A 23,105-nucleotide genomic window follows, 5' to 3' on the forward strand; every position below is an offset into this window, starting at 1 on the left:
ATGAAACAGATTTATTAAAAAAACAGGTACTCGCTTCGTTAAAGACCACTCCGAATCATACTGCCGACAATACCCCGGTACGTCGAGCCGACCCGAACGGTGTGTCCGTTTTGCATTTCAATCTGCTGACCGTTGGTTTGGCGAATTTTGGCCGTGTTGACAATGAAGGACCGATTCACCCGGATGAATAAGGGAGTGGGTAATAGTTTTTCCAATGCCGATACTCGCTGGTGGCTTACCACCACCTGCTCAGGCAGTTGAATTTTTACGTAGTCGCTCATGGCTTCGATCAGGATAATGTCCTGACACGAAACATTAATGAGTTTGTTGCCGTCTTTCACCGATAATTGCCCTGTTGGGCTAACTGTTGGGTAGGCTAAAGAGGGTGCAGCCGGAAGTTCATCCGCAGCCTGCATTCGCTCCTGTACTTTCGTGATTGCTCGCACGAACCGACTGAATGTGATGGGTTTCAGAAGAAAATCCACCACATTGTTTTCGAATCCTTCAAAGGCAAATTCCTGATAACCAGAGGTTACCACTACCCAGGGGGCTTTACCAGGTAAGCTTTTCAGCAACTCGTAGCCGTTCATGCGCGGCAGGTTAATATCCAGTAGCAGCAAATCGGGTTTTAAGTTTTTGTACAACTCAATAGCTTGGAGCGCGTTGCCGGCAACCCCCACTACATCCAACATGGGAAGTTGGGCCATGTGGTCGAGGATGAGTTCCTGTGCCAGCGGTTCGTCGTCAACAAGCAGACATCGTATGGGCTTTGTCATGGTACATTGTGGTGTCTTCATTCCACTTGAGTGGGATGGCTAACCGGACCGTAAACTGATCGGGTTGTTCAGCCAAGACGAGTTCATAAGCATGTTGAGGAAACAGTAACGCCAGCCGGCGTTTGACATTTTGCAGACCAATTCCTCCATCTGGTGTTGTTTGCTTTGGGATATCCGTTCGGTTGTTGACAACGGTCAGGGTTAGCCAACCCGACTCGTTGAGTTCTGTTGTCAGCGCGATCCGAACCCATCCATCACTGTACACAGCGTTCAGGCCATGTTTAAATGCATTTTCGATAAACGTTACCAGTAGGAGGGGAGGGATCTTCCAGTTGGCCATCTCAGGCTCTATCGCCGGTAATTGACACGTAATCACGCCGGGCTTATTATGTCGGATACGTTCCATGTCGATGTACCCGTAAATGAACTCCAACTCGTCAGTCAGAGGTACAAAATCTTGTCCCGTTCGGTACAACGTGTAACGCATCAACGTCGAGAGGTTTGCCAATGTATCGGCGGCTCGGTTGTCTTTTCGGTAGATGAGCGCGTAGATGTTGTTAAAGGCATTGAGCAGAAAATGCGGGTTGATTTGTTGTCGTAGAAACAGCAAGTCTTTCATCACATTCTCTTTCTCTAAAGCCAGATTATCGACTTCCAGGCGACGACGTTCCTGTTCGATGGCCAACCGGGCCTGATTTCGAGCGTATCCATCCCGCACTGCCTTGATCAACAGCGGAGAGATTACATAAGAGATAAACTGCCCATATATGAAAAAGAGAATAACCGGATTAACCAGATACGCGTACCAGGGTGCGGTTATAAATAGCTCAACCCGCCGTTCGAGGTACATAGGTAATGCGGTAAAGTGTGTTTGCGCATAGCTTAACAATACGTATGTATTGATGCACAAACACCCGTAGTACAGTAATAGCACCCCGATTAAACGCACTCCTCGCTTCCAGGTCGGTACTGATTCGTAGAGGACATAAGGCATCGCCCAGTAGCCAAGTGCAGCAAACGACAGCACTGTCGTCAGAAACTGATGCGTGTTGACAATGTGGAGCAACGTGGAATTGGGCTTATCCTGAAAGGCGCGTACAAACTGACTGTACGTAACGGCGAACATAATTCCCCAATACACTATATGGCAGACAATACGACCCCAAGTAACAGGACGTTGAAAAGGCATAGCAATCCCACTGTCGTTCTGAAGCGAAGACATAGACGGTTACAGAAAATGGGATTATTGCTTAATTAGCCCTCTTCACCTTAAGGAGATCGACGAGTAAAGTAGCCTTGGCTCCAATCTCCATATTTTTCCGACCAGGAGAAGCGGTAGCGCGAACCAATACCTGCTTCACATTCTGACCCTTATCAGGCGTTGCTTGGGTGTAAATGCTCCAAATGCGGTTTGGTCCTTCAATCCAGCTTGCTGAACTTTCTGCGCCTTCTATCGGAAATGCTTCCTGTAGGTCAAGACGGTGCCCAACATACGTGTATCCGTTAGGAATTGTTACCGTCTTTTCAACAATTACGGTTGGCCGTCCGTCCTTGTTTTCAGCGTAAATCGGAACGGTAATGGTTGAATCAGGTAGTGGGTGTCCTGATAAGAGTTGACCCGACTGGGTACTAAATGGATGCGTACTTAAAACGGTGGAAGCATAGATACTTGCTGCCACCACCAGTTCATAAACTGACGAAAGCATAACTCAATATTACGGGTTACTGATTGTCTATTAATTAGGTAGATTCGATAGTTTAACGTCTATCGAGTGTCAAATAGTGCGAATAATATTTAATTTTTTATCTGTTTTTAGATATTTCTGACTATCAGTGTGTTAGGCTCACTGACTTTTGTTAGTCAAACAACGTCGGCGTATTGGTAGGAATTGGTGTCGTCGCCGGTGAGACAATACCTTTTTCAAACGCCTCAAGAGAGTCCTCCGGCCTTGGTCGGGCATATAGTTGCTGCTTACCTGCCTGACTAACAATCGAAAAATTATTCAGGAAGTTTTCGATCTCCTTATGCTGATGCGGGTGTTCCCGATGAATCTCCCGGATGTCGATGAAAATGATGTTGTACCGGGGTTGCGTAATGACTCCCTGCTTATCCCGTTGCGAATTTAGTAGATGCTCCTGCCCGTTTTCATATTCTTGCTCCCCATTGGGTGATCGGTACTTATAATTCAGAGTTACGTAGTGATAATCACGTTGGTAGTTCGATACAGCTAAGTCATATTCATCAAGGTGCTCAAGTACCTGTTGCCAAGTTTGAATTTCTTGCTGCATAAATCCAACCTGTCCTTTTCCGTCCGACAGTGCGGCCCCTGACAACTGATCGACTTTGTTCAACAGGATCTCTCGTTTGACGATGAGTTCATTGATGTAGTTCGTAATCCGTACGATCTTGTCCTCTCTTGGTAGATCAGCGTTTTTCAATACCCAATACCGATGCTTTTTGAAAAACGTCAATCGGACAGCCGGCTTATCAAAATTCACCAACTTGATAGTTCGGCAATCAAAGTCTGCATAGTCAGCAAAGAGTGATTGAAGCCGACCATCGACAAAGTGGATAATACCAGTCCCGTTCCAATCGCCTTCAATGTCCCACTCATTACGATCAGGGTGCAACTTATCAACGGCGTTCATTAGACGAGTCAGGCCCCGCAGTTTCAGAGCGTAATCTTCAGGGGCGTAGCTTTTGCGTTTGCGGGATGCCTTCTCCATTGCGAATGAGTTTTAGCAAATATAATAAAATCGTCTAAGTTTCCTTTAAAAGGAAACTTAATACCCCTTTTGCCAATCTATCTGTTGATTTTCTACTATTTTTTGATGGCTAATTTTAGTGTAACCTCTCGATGCCGCCTTCAAAATCAAAAGTTGTTTATTTTTTATTGTTCTGAGATTGATAATAGTAGGTGTGGACAAACGATTGCTAAACGGTTGATTATCAATGGTCAGCAATGTGGATAAGTACCCCTTCGGCAATACATCAGAGTAGTTAGGCAATGTTTCAGAGTAGTTAGGCAATAAAAAAGAGTTAACATTCAGGCTTAAAGGCAAGGCATTAGAGTGGCACAGGCAATAAGTTAGAGTAAGATGGGCAATGAATTAGAGTAGTTAGGCAATAGATCAGAGTAAATCATATAGTTGTTCGCCATTTTAGGGTGGATCATAAAGTCAGGCAATAAAAAAACGGCAAAAACCTTTAAAAATTTAAATATCGTCTATTATCGGTAAAATTCTGATAGTCAGTATATTATGAATCTAAAGGCAAGAAATTTAAGTCATAAATGATGCTCTACCGACGTAAGTTGAGCAAGCATTGTCTTGGTGGCTTTGCTTTTAACTGACGAAACTAGGTACTTTAAGTGCATGAACGATGAACTGGTGATTCGTGAACCGCTCACGCTGCTATTAGGTCGGTCTGAGTTTTCTCTGTACGAGCGACGCCTTTATTGGAATATTTTGAAGGCACTCAAGGGTGAGCAGACGTTTGATGTTAAGTCATACCGGGTCGAGGATCGGCAGTTCCGCATTCACTACTCAGACGTGTTTGTCGGTGAAAATTCGCACGCGCAGACCAATGTCATCCTGAAAATCTTAGATAAAGTCACCTCGCGAAAAATCAAGATTTTTGATCAGGATAAGGGTAAATACACCTTTATCGTACCCATTCCTTATATTCACTACGAAGCGAACAAAGGGTATTTTGATATCAATATCAACTCGGTTGTGCTCCCGTTCTTTATTGACTTGAGCAAAGGCTACTCGCAGTATGAGTTGAGTGCGGCCGTATCGTTAAGCAGTGAATATTCACAAGTTCTCTTTCCACGGCTCACCCGTTTTATTGATACTGGTTTATGGCGCGTTGACGTGACAGAGCTGCGCGAGACCATGAACGCTCAGAAGTACGTCCGTTACTCCAACTTTAAGCAGATGGTCCTGTCGAACGCTGTAGCGGAGATCAATCGGAAAACGTATCTGGATGTTCAGATCGTTGAGCAGAAGGAGGGAAGGTCGGTCAAGTGGATCAACTTCATTATACGCCGTCAGGGTAACGCTAACCCCAAGGCCCGGTACTATGCGCTGGTCAATAACGACTTGCAGAAAGCCAGCGAACTTTCCCTTGCTGAAAAACAGAAGAAAGCCGCCGAGTTTTTGTACAACTATCAATTCACTGACAGCCAGAAGAAAACGATCGTACAAAACGAGCAGTATCTCAACGAGTTTTTGCGATTAGATAGCATGGTTACGCATGGGGCGGTCACTGTGGCCACGACACCCACCCGGTACATTGCGGGTATTCTCTTCAAGGATAAATCTGGCCCGAAATCAAAAAAACGGCCAAATCAGACTGATCCAGGCATTTTTTCAAAGTAGTCGCGCTCCGTTTTTTTCTTAATGTAGAATTGGGTCGTCTCAAAGAGTTCATGACGCAGATGCCGCTGCACCCAAACCGGTTCCACACCTTTGTCGATTAACAATTGACCCGCCGTATGGCGCAGGCTGTGCGCCGACATGCCTTTCCGCTTCAAGTCAAGGGCTTTAAAGTACTTATCAACCCGGTAGCGAATCTGGGCTGTTTCCAGATCGGGGAAGAGGGCAGCCGAGGCAGGAGCCGTTAGGGGAAGGCCCTCCCCAGATTGGATATATTGCCGAAGGATAGCCGAGCAGCTATCAAAAAGCTTAATAGCTTTTTTGGTGCTCTTACCTTTCCCACGCACCTGTAGTAGTCCCTTACTAAACTCAACATCACCCAGCGTCAGCCGAGTTACTTCGACGGTACGTAGGCCCTCTATCACCAATAGGGCCACGATGGCTTTGTCAGTCAAGTTATCAATACTAACCAGCAAGGCATCACGCTCGGCTTCATCGAGACTGTCCTTGTAAAAACCGCGTTCGATGGTCAGTCCCCGAATTAGGGCCACGTCGCGCAGGCCGTCTGCCTGCTCATCACTTAATCCAAGTCGAGTCCGGTGCTTGATGACCCATTCGGTTAACTGCTTGATGGTCGACAAATAAAAATTGACGGTAAACGCCGAGAGACCGCGTTGCTTTAAGTCATTGACGTACTGCCCAATCGTTTGTGCGCAGTACGTGGCGTGCCGACCTGCTTCTTGCCCCTCGAAAATATAGGTAAAGAATGCATTGAGGGCTTGGGTATAGTTTTCTTTCGATTTATCACCCCGGAGGTGTGTGGCATCGGCCAGATAACCTAGGATCAACTCGTTGGCTGCCGGTGGTACTCGTCGACGCTTAGGCGGATCAGGTGCGACCGCTGGGCAACCCTGCGCTTGGTAGAACAGAATAAACTTCTTAACCGGTGAAATCTGATTGCCTGCTTTGCCACCCGCATAGATACGTAAGCTACCTCCATCGAGCGGTAGTTTGTTCTCCAGGCAATACAGTACGAATTGCCGCGCCAACCGAGGGTAGTTACCCGGCTTCTCCAGCCAAGCTGTAAATTGGTTGATGAGTTGGCTTACCGTGACCCGCGCATTACTAGCCTGTCCGGCAATAACGGCCGTAGCGGTGTGATTTGTGGTCGCCGGTAGTGATCGTGCCATTGTCTGCGTTAATCCGGGATGCTCATCACATCAACACGCTGAACTGGATATTGTCCTTTCTCACGCGGCATTAAATGAATAAAGCGGGATGTCGCATCCTGAATGACGTTATCCTTTCCGAACAGTAAGGCTACCTGATACCCAGTAATATTGATCTGAACTGGTTTTTCCAGTTTCAAAGCTGTTTCCAGACTTTCCCGCATAATGGGTGGATACAGGCTAAAATCATCTTTGTTGAGAAAAGCAGTCAGCCAATTATGTAACTCGTTCACCGACCGACACATGTCGGGGTTGATGAGCACGTCGGGCCGTTCGGTTTTGATAAAGCCAATGGTGTACATAGTGGTTTGTCTAAGAAACGGATACCTTTTGTTGCCACATTTGCGCCACGCCTACCTGGGTCTCCAAGCGGTGGCCCTGAGCATCCACTTCAGCGGCTGATGTATACTGCTGCATCTGCTGCTCACAAACTTGCCGTAACTGATCGGCCCAAGGGATGGAATGCCGTTGAAACCCATAAAACTCATTCGTCCCGTGCTGGGCCAGAATCAGGTTCAACATGGCCTTCCCAGACAAAAACCAAGCCTGCCTAATGGTGGCATCCACGCGCCAGGCGTTGTAAGGACAATCAAACGTCATCCGGCTCAACGGAAAATGGACCAATAGGTAAGGCAGCGCGTTGCGATGAAACAGTCCAAGTTGAGCGGACTCCCGCTGCCACATTAATCGGTCGGCCTTGGCCTGCGATGAATACAGGATGATATCCAAAAAATCCGTATTTGTTTGAATCACCGGGCTGTCGGGGGCAATGCTCGGAGGTGCCGGAAAAGGTAACGGCTCGTCAACGATATAGGTGGTAATGTCGCTCAATTGAGTAGTCAGTTAGGTACGGCTGTCGCGGTTTAACATTTGACTGATCACTGCTTCAGCCTCCGGTTCTGGCAAGGCCAGCAGGTAATCACCCCAGTTCGCTGTGTTGCCAAATCGGAGGGCAAAGTTCTGTGGTAACGACGGCAAGGTAACATCCAACGAGGGCTGTAAACTGATACCGTGATTTTCGAAGTATAGCGCCAATTCGTGAATTTGACGTACCAATAGGGGCGGTGGCCCCACTAGGGCATACCGACTATCTCGCTGGCATTCCCACAAGTAGGTAGCGTCCTCATAATGGACAATTTCCCAGTGGTGAAGCAGATAAAGTTGCCGGTAATGGGGCAAATTCAGATAGAACCGGCCAAACGCCCGTTCCTTGCTGTACCAATGCGCGCGGAAATGTTTTCGGAGTTGCTGCTCAGACGCTTCGTCAGGGTCTGTTGATACACAGGCCAACTCGGCAAAACCGTCTTCCAGCGGTAGTTGTTCAAGCCGCCGGTAACAACGAATGAAGTGCAGCACGGTCTCGGTTGGAATCAACGCCGATACATTAGTCATGATCGTCGGAAGCTTCGGGGTGATGGTCTTTCAGAAGCTGGCTCAGGCGTTCTTTCCAACCCATCGCCTGGTCAATGTTGCGGTAGGCTTCCTCTCCATACCGCTGCATGGCGTAGTCCAGTAGGAATGCCTGCGTTTCTAACTCAAACTTATCGGTCCATGTCGCCCAGAATTGTTCAATCGTTAGTCCGTCCTGATCGCCGTTCCAGTAGTACGTCCAGGCATGGTCGAAGGAGCGATTCTGTCGTAAGTAAGCTACGTCCTCCCGGCTGTAATTATGCACCAGCTTGTTCAACGCGTTAATCGTGGTCAGTTCCAAGCGATAGCTACTGACTAATCTATCTGTTGTCATTGTTCGGGTTTAATAAAGCTAACCTACGTAGAATTCCAAATCTTCCCAAGGGTGTATCAAAAAAAAGGTTGACAGGGGCATCATTTCGAATTACCTTGTATCAAAAAAAAGATGCATAATCCCGATGCCGGACTGTATCAAGCCTGGTTGCAGGTAGGTCTCAACCGGCAGGAGCAGTTGATTCACATCAGCGAGTCGCCACGCGGGGAGGCTTGTGCGTTGGTGTGTCCTCACTGTCATGGGCCTTTGACGGCCAAAAAAGGCCGCATCAAAGTGCATCACTACGCGCACCTGGCGAATAGTTGTCGGCCCCTGATCCCCCACTTCGATTTCTGGGCAACGAACGTCGATGAGACGAGTTGGCCGCTGGACGAGTTTGCCCAGCGTCATGCCCAGCAGCTTTTGGCTGAACAACAACGGCTGAACGAACAACTCACGAAACTCCAAACCAACTGGCAGACCATTAAAAGCTTAATGACTGAGCTGCTCAATATCCTTGACGATGTATCACAGCCTTACAAAACCGGAACCCGACCCGCGAACCGGCAGGTTAATCAGGAGGTACTGACCGACGTACAGGCGTTTTTGGAAAGTTCTTCTTCTGACCGGGGACCGGTACCCGCCCTGCACAAGGTGCGCCACAGCCAGTTTAGTAGCTATTGGAATTTGGATCTGAAGCCCAGGAAATGGGGAAGTGTTTCAGAATGGGGCTATTCAGTTTCTCCGAGTCAGCTCTGGCAGGAAGAGCTATCTGGTACGGCATACCTGATCCCGTCGAAGCTGCGTAAACACTACGACGCCCTGATCAGCTATCACCGCACGTATAATGAACTGGCCGATCTGACGACAGAGCATGATGCGTTTGAACGAACGCTGACGCGGTTCGTAACCTTCAACTTCTATTTCCTACGTATTGACCTGCCTTCAGGTACGTTGTACAAGTCCGGCGTAACCAGTCGTCCGCTACCAGAGCGAGTAACCGAAATTGAGCGCGACCTGCGCCCGCTGGGACCGGTCATTATCGAGCCGCTAGCTCTTGTTAAACAGGTCGGGTATCTGGAAGCCTATTTTAAGCGAAAGTATGTAGCCTACCAGCACCCATTGAACACAGCAGGCGGGCCGCTAACGGAATATTTTGACTTACCACCGGATGAAGTAAGGGCGATTGTAACCGCCTTGCAATCGTTGATGCGAGACGATGCTACCCCAGCCGAACCAACGACTCGATCCGAACGAGTACGGGCAGGTATGCGCCGGGCACAGGAAGCTGGCAAGACGTTGGGGCGACCCAAAGCACCCGAACGTACCGATGCCTTTTTGCAAAAGGCAAAATCGCAGATTGTCGTGCAGCTTTTACAGGCTGGTCATTCGCTGCGCGAGATCGAACGACAAACTGGTTTTTCGATAAACACCGTTCGCAAAGTCAACGAGACACCAAAACCGCCAACGTATCATTTAGCCGACTTGATACGCGCGAAGCGAGCCAAACGAGGTGTCAATGCGGTGGCAGATGAGGTAAACAGCCATGTTCTCAACGAAGTAGCGAAACCCAGTACAATCCTTAGTGCTGAAAATGGCTACCAACCGACTCCTGATCTGTTAATGGCTTTGTGTCAATGGCTTCAGGTAGATGCCTCACAGCTTAAGCCATTTAGGCAACGGGTGGTGGCTAAGCGATCTGTTTAAGCGAAACCTGAACTAACTGTCGAGATATGTAATTTGGTACAACTCTTGCGCAAACACCCGCATAGCCGGATAATTCTGGCGGAACTCGCGGGGAGTGCAGCCGTGCTTGCTGCGGAACACACGATTGAAATACAAAATACTGTTAAACCCGCATATATAGGCTACCTCCGTGATGGTATAGGTCATATTAATCAGCAAGCGTGAGACTTGCTCCAGACGGATTTCATCCAAGCCTTTGATATTGGTACCTAGCTGGCAGTTTATTCAATGCCATATTCTTGACCAGAAGTGAGCCATAACCAACACTCTTAGATTGAGCGTTGTGTTGCGGCTCATCCACCGGATTGCTTATACCTTATTTGTTGGGTAAGACAACATCTTTCGCCCGCTCTGCCGGACTAACGCGCAACTGCTCAATCTTGCCCCCTACGACCCGGCCTTCAACGACTGTTTGGTAGGGGGCGTGCAGTTTGAACGTGACGTTCCAGTTGCGGGGCCAGGCGGGTAGCAGTCGGATAGTTCTGCCGTCGGTCTGCATCAGCATCTCCTGCAAGCCGATCATGCCCGACCCACCCCAGTTATGATCGGGTGTCCAGTCGAAGCCCGGCCCCCAGAAAGCAGGGAAACGCCGCCCCGAATTTTGCAGTTTGAGCGTCGTCAGCCGGGCGGCCTCGTCGGTCAGGCCGAGCCGGGCGCAGAAGATGTTGTCCTGCTTCCAGCCTATATAATCCTTGACTTTGGCGGCTTCGGTATCGTACCGCCACGTATTCAAAGCCAAATCAAAGTCGGGTTTGCCCAGCCCGTAGAGGTTGTAAGGAAATAGGGGGTATAACTGCGGAATCTCCGTGTTGTTAATTCGATCCCACGTCACGGCGGGGGCAATGGTTGCACGGCCTTGCATCACCCGCGTCGGGATGGGCGGGATACGGGTAAGCATGGCCTGAAAGCGTGTTCGCTTGTCGGCGGGCAAGTACCGGTTGGGCAATTCTAGTAGCCGGGTCAGCACCGCCCGAAGGCCCGCCACCGTCGTAACGGCGTTGTAGGCTGTTTTGTAGGTCTCGGCGGCACTGCCCGGATAAAGCACCAGGTGGCCCTGCTCATCGAGGGGTTTGGGACTACGTCGAAGCTGTTCCTGCTGGTAGTGTTCATCGAAAAACGTCAGGCTGCTTTCAATCAGAGGCAGGTACGTACTGACATCCTGCCCGGTGAATCGCTCTGCGTCGAGAATCATCAGGCAAAACTCCAGCACCGTGTCCCAGGTGTAGGCCACCCAGTTGTTGTATTCAACTCCTTTATCATACGTACTCGACCGTGTGGTGTTGAAAATGTGCTGATTCGCTAAGTATTCGAACGCTTGGGGCAACCCGAAATTTTCGAGTTGCTCGGTAAAACAGGCCCCGCCGTGTCCCCAGTAAAAGCGGCTCCGTCGTTCAGCATTGGGTAGTGCCTGCTGGTAAAACTCAAACTGCGGCTTCATCAGGTCCACATCACCACTTTTTAGCAGGGGCCAGTACACCAGCCGCTGGTTCTGGGCCGTGAACGTACCGCCACCCCACAGCCGAAAATCGGGCGAAAAGGCCAGATCGGGATTCACAAACACCGGGTCGTAGGTAAACAGGCCCCCGTTGAACTTGGTCGGGTACGTGCCGAAGGCGTTACAGCCGAGCAGGTAGCGAAACAACTGGTAGTTACGGCCCACCTGCCAAGGGGCCGCGCTGCTATCGGGCTGGTCGGGCTGGATGTAGATGTAGCTGCGTTCCCAGAACTGCCCCCACCACTGTCGGCTGCGTACCTGAGCAGTGTTGAGAGCTTCGTCGGCCTCGCTGATGGCCCCATTAAGAGCCTGCTGCCAGGCCCCAACGCTGGCCGATTGTGCCTGATGCAGCACCAGCGTAACCTGAGCGGTACGGACCGGCTTGCGGCTCTTCAGGCTCCAGGCGGTGAACGGGGTGTTCTGGTACGTACCCTGTGTCATTCCGGCGGGTTGCATACCTGTACCCCGCATCTCACCCCCGAAGGTCAGATTACGCAGGGGGTTCCACAGGCTGTCTTTTACCGAGGCCATGCCCTGCTGACGCACTGTGTAATCAAACACGGTCGAATCCTGGTTACGGTGGTAAAAGCGAACGCTCTTATCCGTAAACGCGACCTCATCGCGTCGTTGTACCACCGGCAGATTGGGCAGCGTTTTGTAAGACGTTGTTGGCCCTTCTTTGGTCATTAACAGGTGGTCCTGGGTACGCCAGTTCTCGTAACGTACCTGCGCGGTTACCGGATGACGGCTGCTCAAATCAACACGCACGACGGGCCGGAACACGTCTACCCAAACGTTGATACGTACCTGTTGCGTCCCCCGCCCGCCCGTCACGCTCACGTATCCCTCCCGGAGGTGCAGTTCCTGCCGAAACGTGGTTGAACTACTGAACGGATTTGGGCTGAGTGTCAGCCGTAGCCGCCCTAGTTTAGGCATGGCATTGTTTTCATCGAACGTACCGCTCCGTGACACGTACAGCAACAGATCGCCCCCTTCCACCCAGACGTTGAGGCCCACATCCCCTCCGCCACAGGGCATCGACTCCCCAGAATGGCGGCTGGGTGTCGTCCAAACGACGTTATAATCGCGTAAAGGTTGGGCCTGAGCTGTCCAGAATACGGTTAAAAACGGCATTCCTGCTAACAAAAACAGATAGCGATCAATCAGAGAATAGTTGAGCATGGCATAGCGTACAGTTTCATAGAATAAGCACTTAAGTACGTCGGCCAGTGAATCCAACAGACAGCAGTGCCTCCAGGCCGGGGCCAACGCGTACCTGACCAAACCCACTATAATACCAGATCTAACCAACTTAGTACGTGGCGTGGCTCAACAGTGGTTAGCTACTGATCAAGTGCCGGAAAGACGGGTAATTGGCCCACCCGTTTCCGAAGATCATCGTATTCACTCGGAGAAATTTTTCCTGAGTGCAGCAGGACATGCATTACCTCCCGTACTGTCTCGACACACTGCCCTTTCTTGATAAAGACCTGCTCTTCATGCTTGTATTGTTTCCATTGCCGCCAGGAACCAACGCCAAAAGCTACGGCAATGACCAAGCTAAATAGAGTCTTTACCCACAAAGCCAAGAGCAGAAAGGCTACTGTGACGACAATCATTATCACTGATACGGCTACCAATCTAATCCAAAAATTATACTGATAAATCAACTCGGTTTTAGCCTTCTCGCATCCGGTCAGGCATCGGTCGCACCATTCATAATCGATTTTGGATGTCGCCACGTTCCTAAATTTTAATCAGGCGGAGAGGTAGCCCCATTTTTGTGAAATAAGCCATGAGTATTGCAATTGACGCGCTACTCTCTGTCGCCCATAATTTCCTTTACCACCCGAAACACTGTGGTAGATGACTCCTCAATAGCCGGGCTACGGTGGTCGTACTGGTCAAACACCCGCTCGGCGCGGGTAATGGCTTGATCAATGCGTCGGCGACGGGTTTGCGGGTCAGTGGCCAGCATCAGATCGAAGAAGTTGGTGTTGATACGTTTGCTTTTACGGCCCTCATACTGCACACCATACGGTGCCAGGCACTCATTGAGTCGAGCATCATACTGTTGGCGGTGCATGGCTCCGCCCTGATGATCCAAGAAATGGAGTAGCAGCCAGTATTCAAACGATTGATTGGAATAGGCCACCCGTCCGTCACCAAACAGATGTTGAGCTAGCCGCACCGCTTCGTTAAAATCTTCAGCATCAAAGTCGTCTCTGTCGAAAACGCACCAGACTTGATCGTACTCGCTGCCCTTCAGCCGTTCTTCATCCCGAATCTGTTCGGCCCGACGTACCAGTGACAACGTGTTATACCCGGTGCCCACAGTACGTACCTGCACGTTGGGCATCTGGAATTGCCGGAAGTAGCTCACTTCCGTGTTGACACCTTCCGTCACGACTAATAGTCGAATGAACTCCGTAGCCGTTGGGTCCGCCCGATCAATAGCAAGGGCAGAGGCTCGTTTTGCCCGTTTAGCAGCCCGTTTTTCGTCGCGTTCCTCAGCCTCGCGGATGCTTTTCTGCCTACTCTTCATCGGCGACAGGTTGCAGTGTTTGGCTCACGGTTTCGTCATAGTCGTTCAGATACGGCACCGCCCCGAAGCGGCCTTGCAGATACTTCTCGCGGTAGTCGTCACCTTTGCGGACGGTGTCGGTTTTGAAATCCGACAGTGCATAAAGCGACGAAGCCCCGTACCGGTCTTTGCTGACAAACCAGATCTGATCGCGCCGAAGCAGTGGACGCGTTGGTCCACCCGCACTGAGCAGGTTGCTGTCGTGAGTGTTGAAAATCAACTGGGCGTTGTGCGGGTTGGTCTCCGGCGAATGAAACAGGCCGACAATTTTACGGACCAGGTTCGGATGTAGCTTCGATTCCAGTTCATCTACCACCAACGTATCGCCTTGTTGCAGCGTCTCCAGAATGGGGCCGGACAGGGCGAAGTATTTCTGCGTCCCCGACGATTCATCGTCCATATCGAACTCGACCGTACCCAGCGGGTTGCCGTCGGAGTCATAGCGTCGGTGCAGGGTTTTGGTACCGCCCAGAATAACCCCGTCTTTTTCCGTGAGGGCTTCGACCAGGCGTTCACGCAGGCTCGACGGTAGGTTGCCCGGCAGGTCGCTTTCGTGCTCGATGGGCTGTACGCGCACGTCGGCTATGCCCAGATCAGCCCCGGCCAGGAAATTCATGACTGCCGATTTGCCCTCGGTGTGCATAACGCGGCTGACAGTAAAACCTTCGTACCCTTCTTCCTGTAAGCCTGAAATGACGTTCAACTTGGCCAGCCAGGCAAACACGCGCCGGGCAAGCGGATCATTGAACTGAGCCGCTACCGACAGCATCAGCGCGTTGGGCCGGATCATGTCGTCTTTGGCCAGCCGCAGGCCCGTTTTGAACTGCCGGGGATTGATCACGTCGAACGTTTGCTCGTCGCGGTAGAACACTTCGATCTCTTTGGTCTTCGGGCGGTGATAGAGCCACTCCGACACTACTTTCTCAGTCGTTACCTCGAAGCCATACCGGAACAGCTCACCCTCGTGCAGAAACACCAGCTCAAACTCTGACGGGGCCTGCTCCACCTCCGGGTTGAGCCGAAACGAAACCGTCGGAATCTTATCGTTCAACTGCGTACCGCCCGACGAGCGGAGCATGAAGTGCCGCATGAAGCCCAATGCCTCAACCAGCTTACTCTTGCCGGAGGCATTGGCCCCGTAGATCGCCACACTTTTCAGCAGCCGGAACGGTCCACTATCCCGGTCGAGGGCAGGTACGTTCAGCCAATGCGTTTCCGTAGCCGGGTCTTTGTCGTAACGCGAAGCCACCAGCGACAGCTTGGCTTCATCGCGAAAGGACTTATAGTTCTTAACCGAGAATTGAACGAGCATGATAAAATACGGACGACTTTTGCACAAATAACGCAAAAACTATTTTTATTATTCCAATATGATATCCATCACGCTGACGGTTGTAGCTAAAATTGCTACTTTTGATTTTCCGTTTTACGTATTCGTATGCCCACGCTGAATTGGATTGGTAAAGACAAAGTCATCAATCACCACCTCGACGTACCGTTTCGGACGCTCGACGCGCAGTACACTTTTCAGGCCGGGCCACGTCAGGCCGATAGGTCTGCGGCCACGGCTCTTTCCGACAACCTAATCATTCACGGCGACAACCTCGAAGCCCTAAAAGCCCTGCTCCCCCGCTACGAAGGGCAGGTGAAGTGCATCTACATCGACCCGCCTTATAACACGGGTAATGAAGGCTGGGTCTACAACGACAACGTCAACGATCCTAAAATAAAACGGTGGCTGAACAGCGTCGTTGGTAAAGAAGGCGAAGACCTCAGCCGCCACGACAAATGGTTATGCATGATGTACCCCCGGCTGAAATTATTACACAAGCTGCTGGCTGAAGATGGAGCAATATTCATTTCAATTGACTATAACGAACACAGTAATTTGAAACTCATCATGGATGAGATTTTCGGGCTGAACAATTTCATCGGCGACATACTCTGGCAGAAAAAATATACGGTGGCTAACGATCACAAGACTATTGCACCAATGCACGAGTACATTCTTGTTTATCAGAAATCGTTCCGTTGGAAGAGAAACTTACTTCCACGAACTGTAGAAAACGACAGTCAATACCGATTGACGGACGAAAAAGGTCTTTTCAGACCGGATAATTATACATGCAACAAAACGGCTACTGAAAGACCCAATCTTTATTACCCAATTACACATCCTCACACGGGAGAAGATGTCTGGCCCAAACGCACCCGTGTTTGGTCTTACTCAAGAGAAGAACATGAACGACATATAAGGGAGGGTCTAATTTATTGGGGCCGAGATGGAAAGGGCAAGGTCCCATCATACAAACGTTATAAAAGTCAACTAAAGAACGCGGATGGCGTAGTTCCCCAAACTTGGTGGCCGTTTGAATTTGCGGGACACACTGATGCTGCGAAGAAAGAATTCAAAGCGATTTTCTCAGGTGAGGATGTCACTCAGCATTTTGACACGCCTAAACCCACTACACTTATTGAACGAGTTCTACAGCTTGGATCAAACCCTGGTGACATCATCCTCGACTCGTTCGCGGGTTCCGGCACTACAGCTCACGCGGTCGAAAACCTGAACCGGCAGGATGGGGGCAGGCGCAAATTTATCTTGGTAGAGATGGAAGACTACGCCGAAACGATTACGGCAGAGCGAGTAAAGCGGGTGATGAAAAGTAACCTTACCCCCCCCCTCGCAGTTACAAATAACTGATAATCAGTCATATAATAGTAGCTTTACGTACTACACATTAGGCGAGCGGCTGTTCGACGACGAGGGCAATTTGAACCCGGCGGTGAGCATCGACAAGATCCGGGAATACATCTGGTTTACCGAAACACGGACCACGTACCCCAACGCCCAGCTCACTCCTTCGGCGGAGTCCGAAACCGGTACGTACCACTTAGGTACGTATGGTGGCACGGCCTATTATTTCTGCTACGTCCCTGACGCGCAGACGACGCTCGATTTTGCCCTGCTGGGCCACGTTCAGGAGCAGGCGGAGCAGTACATCATCTACGCCGATGTCTGCACGTTGCCGGACACCTTTTTGCAGCAACACCACATCATCTTCAAAAAGATTCCGCGCGACATCGCCCGCCTGTAACCACCAACGTCATGGAACTCAAACCGTACCAACAGCAGGTCATTGCCAACCTCAGCCTGTTCCTGGACTATCTGATCCGGGTACCCGACATCCGCCATTCGTTTCAGGACTACTGGACAGACCGGGGTTTTCGACCGATGACGGGCCATACCATCGAACCCTACAAAAACAACGTTCGTGACGCGAAGGGCCTGCCCGTTCCGCACGTGTGCGTGAAGGTGCCCACGGCGGGTGGCAAAACGTTCATCGCCTGCAACGCACTCCAACCCATTTTCGGACTCATCTCGCCCAACGACGGCCCGCCCGACGTACCTAAAGCCGTTGTCTGGTTGGTGCCATCGATCTCTATTCTCGACCAGACCATCAAGAACCTGCGCGATTCGAACCACCCGTACCGGCAGAAACTAAATGCCCATTTCAACCACCGCGTCGAGGTGTTCGACAAAGCCGCCTTGCTGGCCGGATCGGGGTTCAACGCGACCGCCGTGCAGGGGCAACTGAGCATCATCGTGATGAGCTTCGATTCGCTACGGGCCAGGAACAAAGAAGACCGCAAGTTGTTTCAGGAAAACGGCAACAACCTCAGTTTCGTAGCCGGTTCTGCCGCAGCCAACCGGGAGCAGCCCGACCACGTACTGGAAGGCACGGACGAAACAGCGGTGATCAACGTCATCCGGTCGTTGCAGCCGGTGTTGGTGGTCGATGAAAGCCACAACGCCGAAAGCGAGTTGAGCGTGGAGATGCTGGCCAACCTGAATCCCAGTTTTATTCTGGATCTGACGGCCACCCCGCGCCGGAACAGCAACATCATCAGTTTCGTGGATGCGCTCGCTCTTAAGGGCGAAAATATGGTGAAGCTGCCGGTTATTGTCTATAACCAGAAAGACAAAACCGATGTCATCAACGCGGCTCTGGAACTCCAGCGCAAACTGGAGGTTCAGGCACGGGCCGAGCAAAAGCAAGTGGGTGGGCGGCTGATCCGTCCCATCGTGCTGTTTCAGGCACAATCGCAAACAGCAGCAGACAACCATACTTTCCAGCGGATCAAGGACATTCTGGTCAAGGCAGGCATCCCCTCAGTTCAGATAAAAATCAAAACCGCGTCGGTCGATGAATTGAAAGGAGTTGACCTGATGGCCGATGACTGCCCCGTGCGCTACATCATCACCGTCAATGCGCTCAAGGAAGGCTGGGACTGTCCCTATGCCTATATCCTGGCTTCGCTTGCCGACCGTTCATCGGCGGTTGATGTCGAGCAGATTCTGGGGCGGGTGCTGCGTCAGCCATACGTTCGGCAGCACCAATCGCCCTTGTTAAACCTGAGCTACGTACTGACGGCCTCATCCAAGTTTCGCGAAACGCTGCAACACGTCGTCAACGGCCTAAACAAAGCCGGCTTCAGCAGTAAAGATTACCGGGTCGTCTCCGATGAGGTAAAGCCAACCACGCCACTAATACCGGACGGACCTAATCCGTTGGCGGCTCTGTTCGACCCCAAGCTAACCAATCCAGCTACGGACCAGCCTGCACCAACGGCCACCGAAGACATCGACCCCGACCAGATAACGTACCCACCCCAAACCGCAGCCAGTGAGGCAACGAAGGGTTCAGTCTCCGCTAATCCGGTTCACTCGCCAGCCGGGAGCGGTGCCGGTGGTAGGTCGGACGTACCGCCTGACGTAGTCGATTCACCCGTCATACAGGACATTCAGCGGCAGGCTGAGGAAGAAGCCAAAGCCTTTGAGCAACAGCTTGCGGATATGAAAGATAACGGGCAGCAACCCGACGACGCGCAGCAGTCGGTAGGCCGGTACGCCATGCGCGATCACTTCAGCGAACAGGCTAAAGCCATTCGTCTGCCTCAGTTCTACATGCGCGTACCAACGGGCCTGTTCAGCACCGACGGCGAAGAGCGATTAGACCGGACGCACCTGCTGGGCGGGTTTCCGCTGGGCAAACAAAGCACCGACATCAACTTCGACAACGTGCAGGCTGACCTTTACAAGGTCGATCTGGAGCAAACTGAAAAAGGCCAATACACCCCCGCCATTGCCCGAATCGACGGGAAGACTAAAGAAGCCCTGCTGAGCAACATCCTGGCGCAGCAAAGCCGCGACACACAACTCAACAGTATGACGGGTCGCCTGATGCGTTTACTCGGGGACTTCCGGCCCATCTCCGATGCCGACGTGCGTAAGTACGTTAAGCGTATCCTCGACGAGATGGGCGAAGAGCAGTTCCGCGACCTAATTGCTCACGAACACACCTACGCCGAACGGATCAAACGCCACATCAACACGCTGACCACGGACTTTGCCGCCGAACGGTTCCGCAAGCTGCTCGACACCGACGGGGTGTTTGTAAAACCGGCCTACTCGTTGCCTGCCTCGAAAGCTCCAAAAGAAACGGCCAAGGATATCACCAAGTCGCTCTACAGCAAGGAAGAGCGCATGAATGGTTTCGAGGAGCGGGTTATTCTGGAGGTGGCTAATTTAGAAAACGTCGCCTTCTGGACGCGCAACGGCGAGCGGGGCCGTGGCTTCTGGCTCAACGGATACCTTAACCACTACCCCGACTTCATCATCGTCACCAAACGTGGCAAAATCGTGCTGCTGGAAACCAAAGGCGACGACCGTGACAACTCCGACAGCGAAGCCAAGCGTAAGCTGGGTGATTATTGGCGGCAGAAAGCCGGCGAAACGTACCGCTACTTTATGGTCTTCGAGAAAAAGGAGTTTGAGGGTACGTACACGCTGGTCGAGTTTTTAGGCGTGATGCGGGCGTTGTGAAAAATTGCCATTTAGTGTTCAATAACGTAACTTACCGCATACACTAATGCTGGCTCGTGAATCGACAGGATTTATTAGGAAAAATTAATACATATTTAGGCCGCTTTACGCAGGAAGTCAAGCAACTAAATGCAGCCAATCAATATGATATTAACATCCACTCGGAGAATGTATTAATTCCTCTTTTAAAAGAAGTTTTTGGCTATCAAGGACTTCAAAATGCAAACGTTCAATTAAAAAACGCGCCTGCTATCGATCTCATAGATTATGAAAGCGGTGTTTCTATCCAAGTAACAGCCACAGCCGATGCTGATAAAATTTCCCATACATTGAATAAATTCAAGGAGAATGAACTAAATAAACCCTTCGACCGACTAATCATTTACATCATAACTGAGAAGCAAGCAAGTTATCGAAAGGACTTTAAAAGTCTTCTTCCTGACAACTACGACTTTCAACCTGAACGTGATATTATTGACAATATTAGTTTATTTAAATACATAAGCGAACAAGTTCTTAATACACAAAAACTCAACAAAATCGCTCACTTATTGACAGATGAGTTTTCAGAGCTTAAAATAGAAGCAAGGAAGGCGACTAATGATTACATCAGTCGCACAGATGGTAAGAGCGACAGGATTTATCCTAATTTGCTTGAAATGACAGTTCCTAATCAACTGTACATTGCTGATTTACAATTTGACTTTGCACATTATCGTGAAGAATTAAAAGCTGATCTTAAAGCAAGAAAGCGATTTGGCAAATTGAGGCATCTATCCGACAAGGACGATGTTAAGTTCTTCTTTCAGCAGTCGAATTGCTCTTATTTTGATGATTATGTACTATATGACAAGAAGGTTTTAACTTTTCGCAACCTACACCATTCTACAGAATCGCTCCGACGTGTCATTGATTTGGGGACAATTACAGTCGTAACACCTGATGAGTTTATTGGAACAAATTTGGACCGAGAGAATGTGTTTAAAAAAGTATTGAATACATCACTCACGCAGGACCTGAGAAGCCGTCAGATTGAATGGGTTTACGACGAAAAAGTATTTCGCTTCCGAATGACTAGTAGACCTCCCAGGCCTCTTAAGGTTCAATGGAAGAGCAAAGTTGGGAGAAGTGTCGTATCCGGGGTCAAATCAAAAGGGAATGAAACAAAAGTTACAGACGAAGATGGTACACAACGAACGCGAAAAGGAAAGCATTATACCAGTTTCCGGCATCTCGCATTTGGCGTGACATTCAATAAGTTTGGTGAGAAGTGGTATCTGGCTATAAAACCAGATTGGAGTTTTACAAGTCCAGCGGACGGATATAAAACCAGCTCGTTGTCCGCTGTATACTCTACTGGTTTGAAAAAACTCGAAAAAAATAAAGCTGTTCTAGAAAGCTTTCAGTTTTTGGCGGGTTACCTTATCCATCTTTCTAAAGGCGATTTATGGTCGGCAGGTTTTACACTAAAATTCTCTGAATTTGCGAATTATTTTGAAATGCAACCTGCTGTTCCTGATGATGTGTGGGTAAAGTCAGAGCCAAAAGGCAAAGATGATAAGCTTCAATTAGATATTGAATTTGAGGAATGAAATTAACAAATTTACCCGAACCTCTTCTTGAGTTTGGCAACGGCAACACATCAATATGTCCTAAAGATGGTATTCGTCGTTTTGGACCATACGACATTCACCAACAAGACCGCCCTGAGAAAGTCGTCGTGGGTGTGATTGGCAAAAGTGATAGCGTTGATGTTGTTTTAACGTGGCTTTCGGAATGCAAATATATCGTTGATGCAAAACCGAGTAAGCAATCTAGGTTGTTTCCTAGCTTCATGGGATTTCAAGAGCAAAATGGATTTTGTTCTCGATTAGTTTATGAAGAAGAGTATATTCGCAGAATTAACAATACAGAATTCGAGGAAGTCTACAAGGTTGGTAGCGAAGACGATGTCATTGAAAGTGCTGTAGAATTATATGTAAGAAAAATAAAGTGGCTATCTGAAAATAAAAAACCTAGTGTCATTCTTTGCGTGGTACCTGAGTCATTCGTACAACACTTCAACCCCAATACTAAAGCTGAAGAGGGAGATGCTGTAGATGAAACATCTGATGAAGAAGAGAAAAGCAGTACTAAACAAGAATATAATTTTCGCCGTATGCTGAAAGCTCGGGCTATGAAGCATCACATCCCGATTCAAATCATTCGAGACCGAATAAATAATCCATCTGGGGAGATGCAGGATAAGGCGAGCATTGCTTGGAACCTCTTTACTGCCCTTTATTACAAAGCCGCTGGTACACCTTGGAGCCTGATACGCCCCCCGGCCTCGGTTGTATGCTATGCTGGTATCAGTTTCTACCAAAGTCGGGATCGTAAATCCATGCAGACGAGCATTGCGCAGATATTTAACGAATTGGGCAAAGGTGTAATTCTACGTGGAGAAGATCCAATTCACGTGAAAAAGAATGACCCTGTTCCACATTTAACAGCCGAACAGTCTTATCGCTTAATGAACCGTGCATTAGCCGAATATAGAGAATCCCTACATTTGGCACCTCAACGTTTAGTAGTACACAAGACATCTAATTTTACTGAAGCTGAACAAGAGGGAATTGTCGAAGCAGCACGTGAGAATCGGATTGATGCTTTAGACATGGTTACTATTCATCAAGGTACAACATTTAGGCTGTTTCGAGAAGAGCGATATCCTCCTGTTCGTGGCACATTATTAAGCTTTGATGAGAAGAACCACTTACTGTATTCACGAGGATCAGTCCCGTATTTTGAGACCTATCCAGGTCAATATATCCCAAATCCACTTCAAATTAGATTATTCCGGCACGACGCTTCTGCTGAGTTAATTTGTAACGAAATACTGGGACTTACCAAAATGAATTGGAATAACACTCAGTTTGACCGTCGACTACCAATCACGATTGAATGCGCTAGAAAGGTTGGCGATATTTTAAAGTATCTACCGGAGGGCGACGATAGTGATATGGAACTTCGATACAGCTTCTATATGTGAATCTGTCACGATCACATAATATTGCATGAAGTTAATTTTTCAACGTTGTACAAATTATAGTTTGTACGAATTGTTGAAAACCGAAATTTTCTGCTGTCTGAGTGGTGTAGATATCTTTGTCAGTGTTCACGCTTTGCGTCGTGAATTTGCTCATGCTTTGTGTCGTCGGCCCTCAAAAACAGCTTACACAGCTCGGAAATGGACATCATTTACCAAAAAGGCCATTTGTTCAACACAAATGGCCTTTTTAGCTG

The 23,105-nt window shown here is 49.5% G+C and carries 21 protein-coding genes; 7 read left to right on the plus strand and 14 right to left on the minus strand.

Annotated features, from left to right (window positions below):
* Positions 1-38 precede the first annotated feature (38 nt).
* The 4 genes from ACAW74_RS27700 to ACAW74_RS27715 form a co-directional block, all read right to left on the minus strand.
* Positions 39-776 (minus strand): LytR/AlgR family response regulator transcription factor, encoded by a 738-nt coding sequence (locus ACAW74_RS27700; RefSeq protein WP_129606059.1) that lies wholly within the window; start codon positions 774-776, stop codon positions 39-41.
* Positions 745-1,998 carry a sensor histidine kinase gene (locus ACAW74_RS27705; protein WP_240699475.1) on the minus strand — a complete coding sequence of 418 codons (1,254 nt, stop codon included), beginning with the start codon at positions 1,996-1,998 and terminating at the stop codon, positions 745-747. The genes ACAW74_RS27700 and ACAW74_RS27705 overlap by 32 nt, the downstream gene beginning before the upstream one ends.
* A gap of 28 nt (positions 1,999-2,026) precedes the next feature.
* Positions 2,027-2,482 carry a hypothetical protein gene (locus ACAW74_RS27710; RefSeq protein WP_129606061.1) on the minus strand — a complete coding sequence of 152 codons (456 nt, stop codon included), beginning with the start codon at positions 2,480-2,482 and terminating at the stop codon, positions 2,027-2,029.
* 151 nt (positions 2,483-2,633) lie between these two features.
* The gene (locus tag ACAW74_RS27715) at positions 2,634-3,503 is read right to left on the minus strand and encodes a hypothetical protein (RefSeq protein ID WP_370701503.1); all 870 of its coding nucleotides are present in this window, start codon (positions 3,501-3,503) and stop codon (positions 2,634-2,636) included.
* A gap of 648 nt (positions 3,504-4,151) precedes the next feature.
* Between ACAW74_RS27715 and ACAW74_RS27720 the strand changes: the two genes are divergently transcribed.
* A complete protein-coding gene (locus ACAW74_RS27720) occupies positions 4,152-5,159 on the plus strand; it encodes a replication initiation protein (RefSeq protein ID WP_370701504.1) in 1,008 nt (335 codons plus the stop codon).
* On the opposite strand, the gene ACAW74_RS27725 is transcribed toward ACAW74_RS27720, so the two are convergent.
* From ACAW74_RS27725 to ACAW74_RS27745, 5 genes are read right to left on the minus strand one after another with little or no spacing between them, the layout of a single operon-like run.
* Positions 5,129-6,346: a tyrosine-type recombinase/integrase gene (locus ACAW74_RS27725; protein WP_370701505.1), complete on the minus strand. Its 1,218-nt coding sequence runs from the start codon at positions 6,344-6,346 to the stop codon at positions 5,129-5,131. The genes ACAW74_RS27720 and ACAW74_RS27725 overlap by 31 nt on opposite strands.
* A gap of 8 nt (positions 6,347-6,354) precedes the next feature.
* A complete protein-coding gene (locus ACAW74_RS27730; protein WP_370701506.1) occupies positions 6,355-6,687 on the minus strand; it encodes a hypothetical protein in 333 nt (110 codons plus the stop codon).
* A gap of 10 nt (positions 6,688-6,697) precedes the next feature.
* A complete protein-coding gene (locus ACAW74_RS27735) occupies positions 6,698-7,216 on the minus strand; it encodes a hypothetical protein (RefSeq protein ID WP_370701507.1) in 519 nt (172 codons plus the stop codon).
* Positions 7,217-7,228: 12 nt separating this feature from the next.
* On the minus strand, positions 7,229-7,777 hold the full coding sequence (locus tag ACAW74_RS27740) for a hypothetical protein (protein WP_370701508.1): 549 nt from the start codon (positions 7,775-7,777) through the stop codon (positions 7,229-7,231).
* Positions 7,770-8,129, minus strand: a complete 360-nt coding sequence (locus ACAW74_RS27745) for a hypothetical protein (protein ID WP_370701509.1) — start codon at positions 8,127-8,129, stop codon at positions 7,770-7,772. The genes ACAW74_RS27740 and ACAW74_RS27745 overlap by 8 nt, the downstream gene beginning before the upstream one ends.
* Positions 8,130-8,240: 111 nt before the next feature.
* Between ACAW74_RS27745 and ACAW74_RS27750 the strand changes: the two genes are divergently transcribed.
* Complete coding sequence (locus ACAW74_RS27750) at positions 8,241-9,815, plus strand: competence protein CoiA family protein (protein ID WP_370701510.1); 1,575 nt, start codon at positions 8,241-8,243, stop codon at positions 9,813-9,815.
* Between the two features lie 12 nt (positions 9,816-9,827).
* Here ACAW74_RS27750 and ACAW74_RS27755 read toward each other — a convergent pair whose 3' ends face one another.
* The 5 genes from ACAW74_RS27755 to ACAW74_RS27775 all read right to left on the minus strand — a co-directional run bounded on the left by ACAW74_RS27755 (position 9,828) and on the right by ACAW74_RS27775 (position 15,245).
* Positions 9,828-10,046, minus strand: a complete 219-nt coding sequence (locus ACAW74_RS27755; protein WP_370701511.1) for a helix-turn-helix domain-containing protein — start codon at positions 10,044-10,046, stop codon at positions 9,828-9,830.
* 124 nt (positions 10,047-10,170) lie between these two features.
* A complete protein-coding gene (locus ACAW74_RS27760; protein WP_370701512.1) occupies positions 10,171-12,531 on the minus strand; it encodes a DUF5703 domain-containing protein in 2,361 nt (786 codons plus the stop codon).
* Between the two features lie 161 nt (positions 12,532-12,692).
* Positions 12,693-13,091 carry a hypothetical protein gene (locus ACAW74_RS27765; protein WP_129606074.1) on the minus strand — a complete coding sequence of 133 codons (399 nt, stop codon included), beginning with the start codon at positions 13,089-13,091 and terminating at the stop codon, positions 12,693-12,695.
* Between the two features lie 74 nt (positions 13,092-13,165).
* A complete protein-coding gene (locus ACAW74_RS27770) occupies positions 13,166-13,894 on the minus strand; it encodes an RloB family protein (RefSeq protein ID WP_370701513.1) in 729 nt (242 codons plus the stop codon).
* Entirely contained in the window at positions 13,884-15,245 is a 1,362-nt protein-coding gene (locus ACAW74_RS27775; protein ID WP_370701514.1) for an AAA family ATPase, read from the minus strand. Before ACAW74_RS27775 ends, ACAW74_RS27770 begins: the two co-directional genes overlap by 11 nt.
* Before the next feature lie 126 nt (positions 15,246-15,371).
* On the opposite strand from ACAW74_RS27775, the gene ACAW74_RS27780 reads away from it, so the two are divergent.
* The 5 genes from ACAW74_RS27780 (at position 15,372) to ACAW74_RS27800 (ending at position 22,851) form a co-directional block, all read left to right on the plus strand.
* Positions 15,372-16,637, plus strand: a complete 1,266-nt coding sequence (locus tag ACAW74_RS27780; RefSeq protein ID WP_370701515.1) for a site-specific DNA-methyltransferase — start codon at positions 15,372-15,374, stop codon at positions 16,635-16,637.
* An 82-nt stretch (positions 16,638-16,719) separates the two neighbouring features.
* The gene (locus ACAW74_RS27785) at positions 16,720-17,031 is read left to right on the plus strand and encodes a hypothetical protein (RefSeq protein WP_370701516.1); all 312 of its coding nucleotides are present in this window, start codon (positions 16,720-16,722) and stop codon (positions 17,029-17,031) included.
* Between the two features lie 11 nt (positions 17,032-17,042).
* Positions 17,043-19,820, plus strand: a complete 2,778-nt coding sequence (locus ACAW74_RS27790; RefSeq protein WP_370701517.1) for a DEAD/DEAH box helicase — start codon at positions 17,043-17,045, stop codon at positions 19,818-19,820.
* A gap of 56 nt (positions 19,821-19,876) precedes the next feature.
* Positions 19,877-21,412, plus strand: coding sequence for an SMEK domain-containing protein (locus ACAW74_RS27795; protein ID WP_370701518.1), 1,536 nt, complete (start codon positions 19,877-19,879; stop codon positions 21,410-21,412).
* Positions 21,409-22,851 carry an argonaute/piwi family protein gene (locus ACAW74_RS27800; protein ID WP_370701519.1) on the plus strand — a complete coding sequence of 481 codons (1,443 nt, stop codon included), beginning with the start codon at positions 21,409-21,411 and terminating at the stop codon, positions 22,849-22,851. The genes ACAW74_RS27795 and ACAW74_RS27800 overlap by 4 nt, the downstream gene beginning before the upstream one ends.
* The last annotated feature ends 254 nt before the right edge of the window (positions 22,852-23,105 follow it).

Source organism: Fibrella musci (assembly GCF_041321105.1).
Taxonomy (GTDB): domain Bacteria; phylum Bacteroidota; class Bacteroidia; order Cytophagales; family Spirosomataceae; genus Fibrella; species Fibrella musci.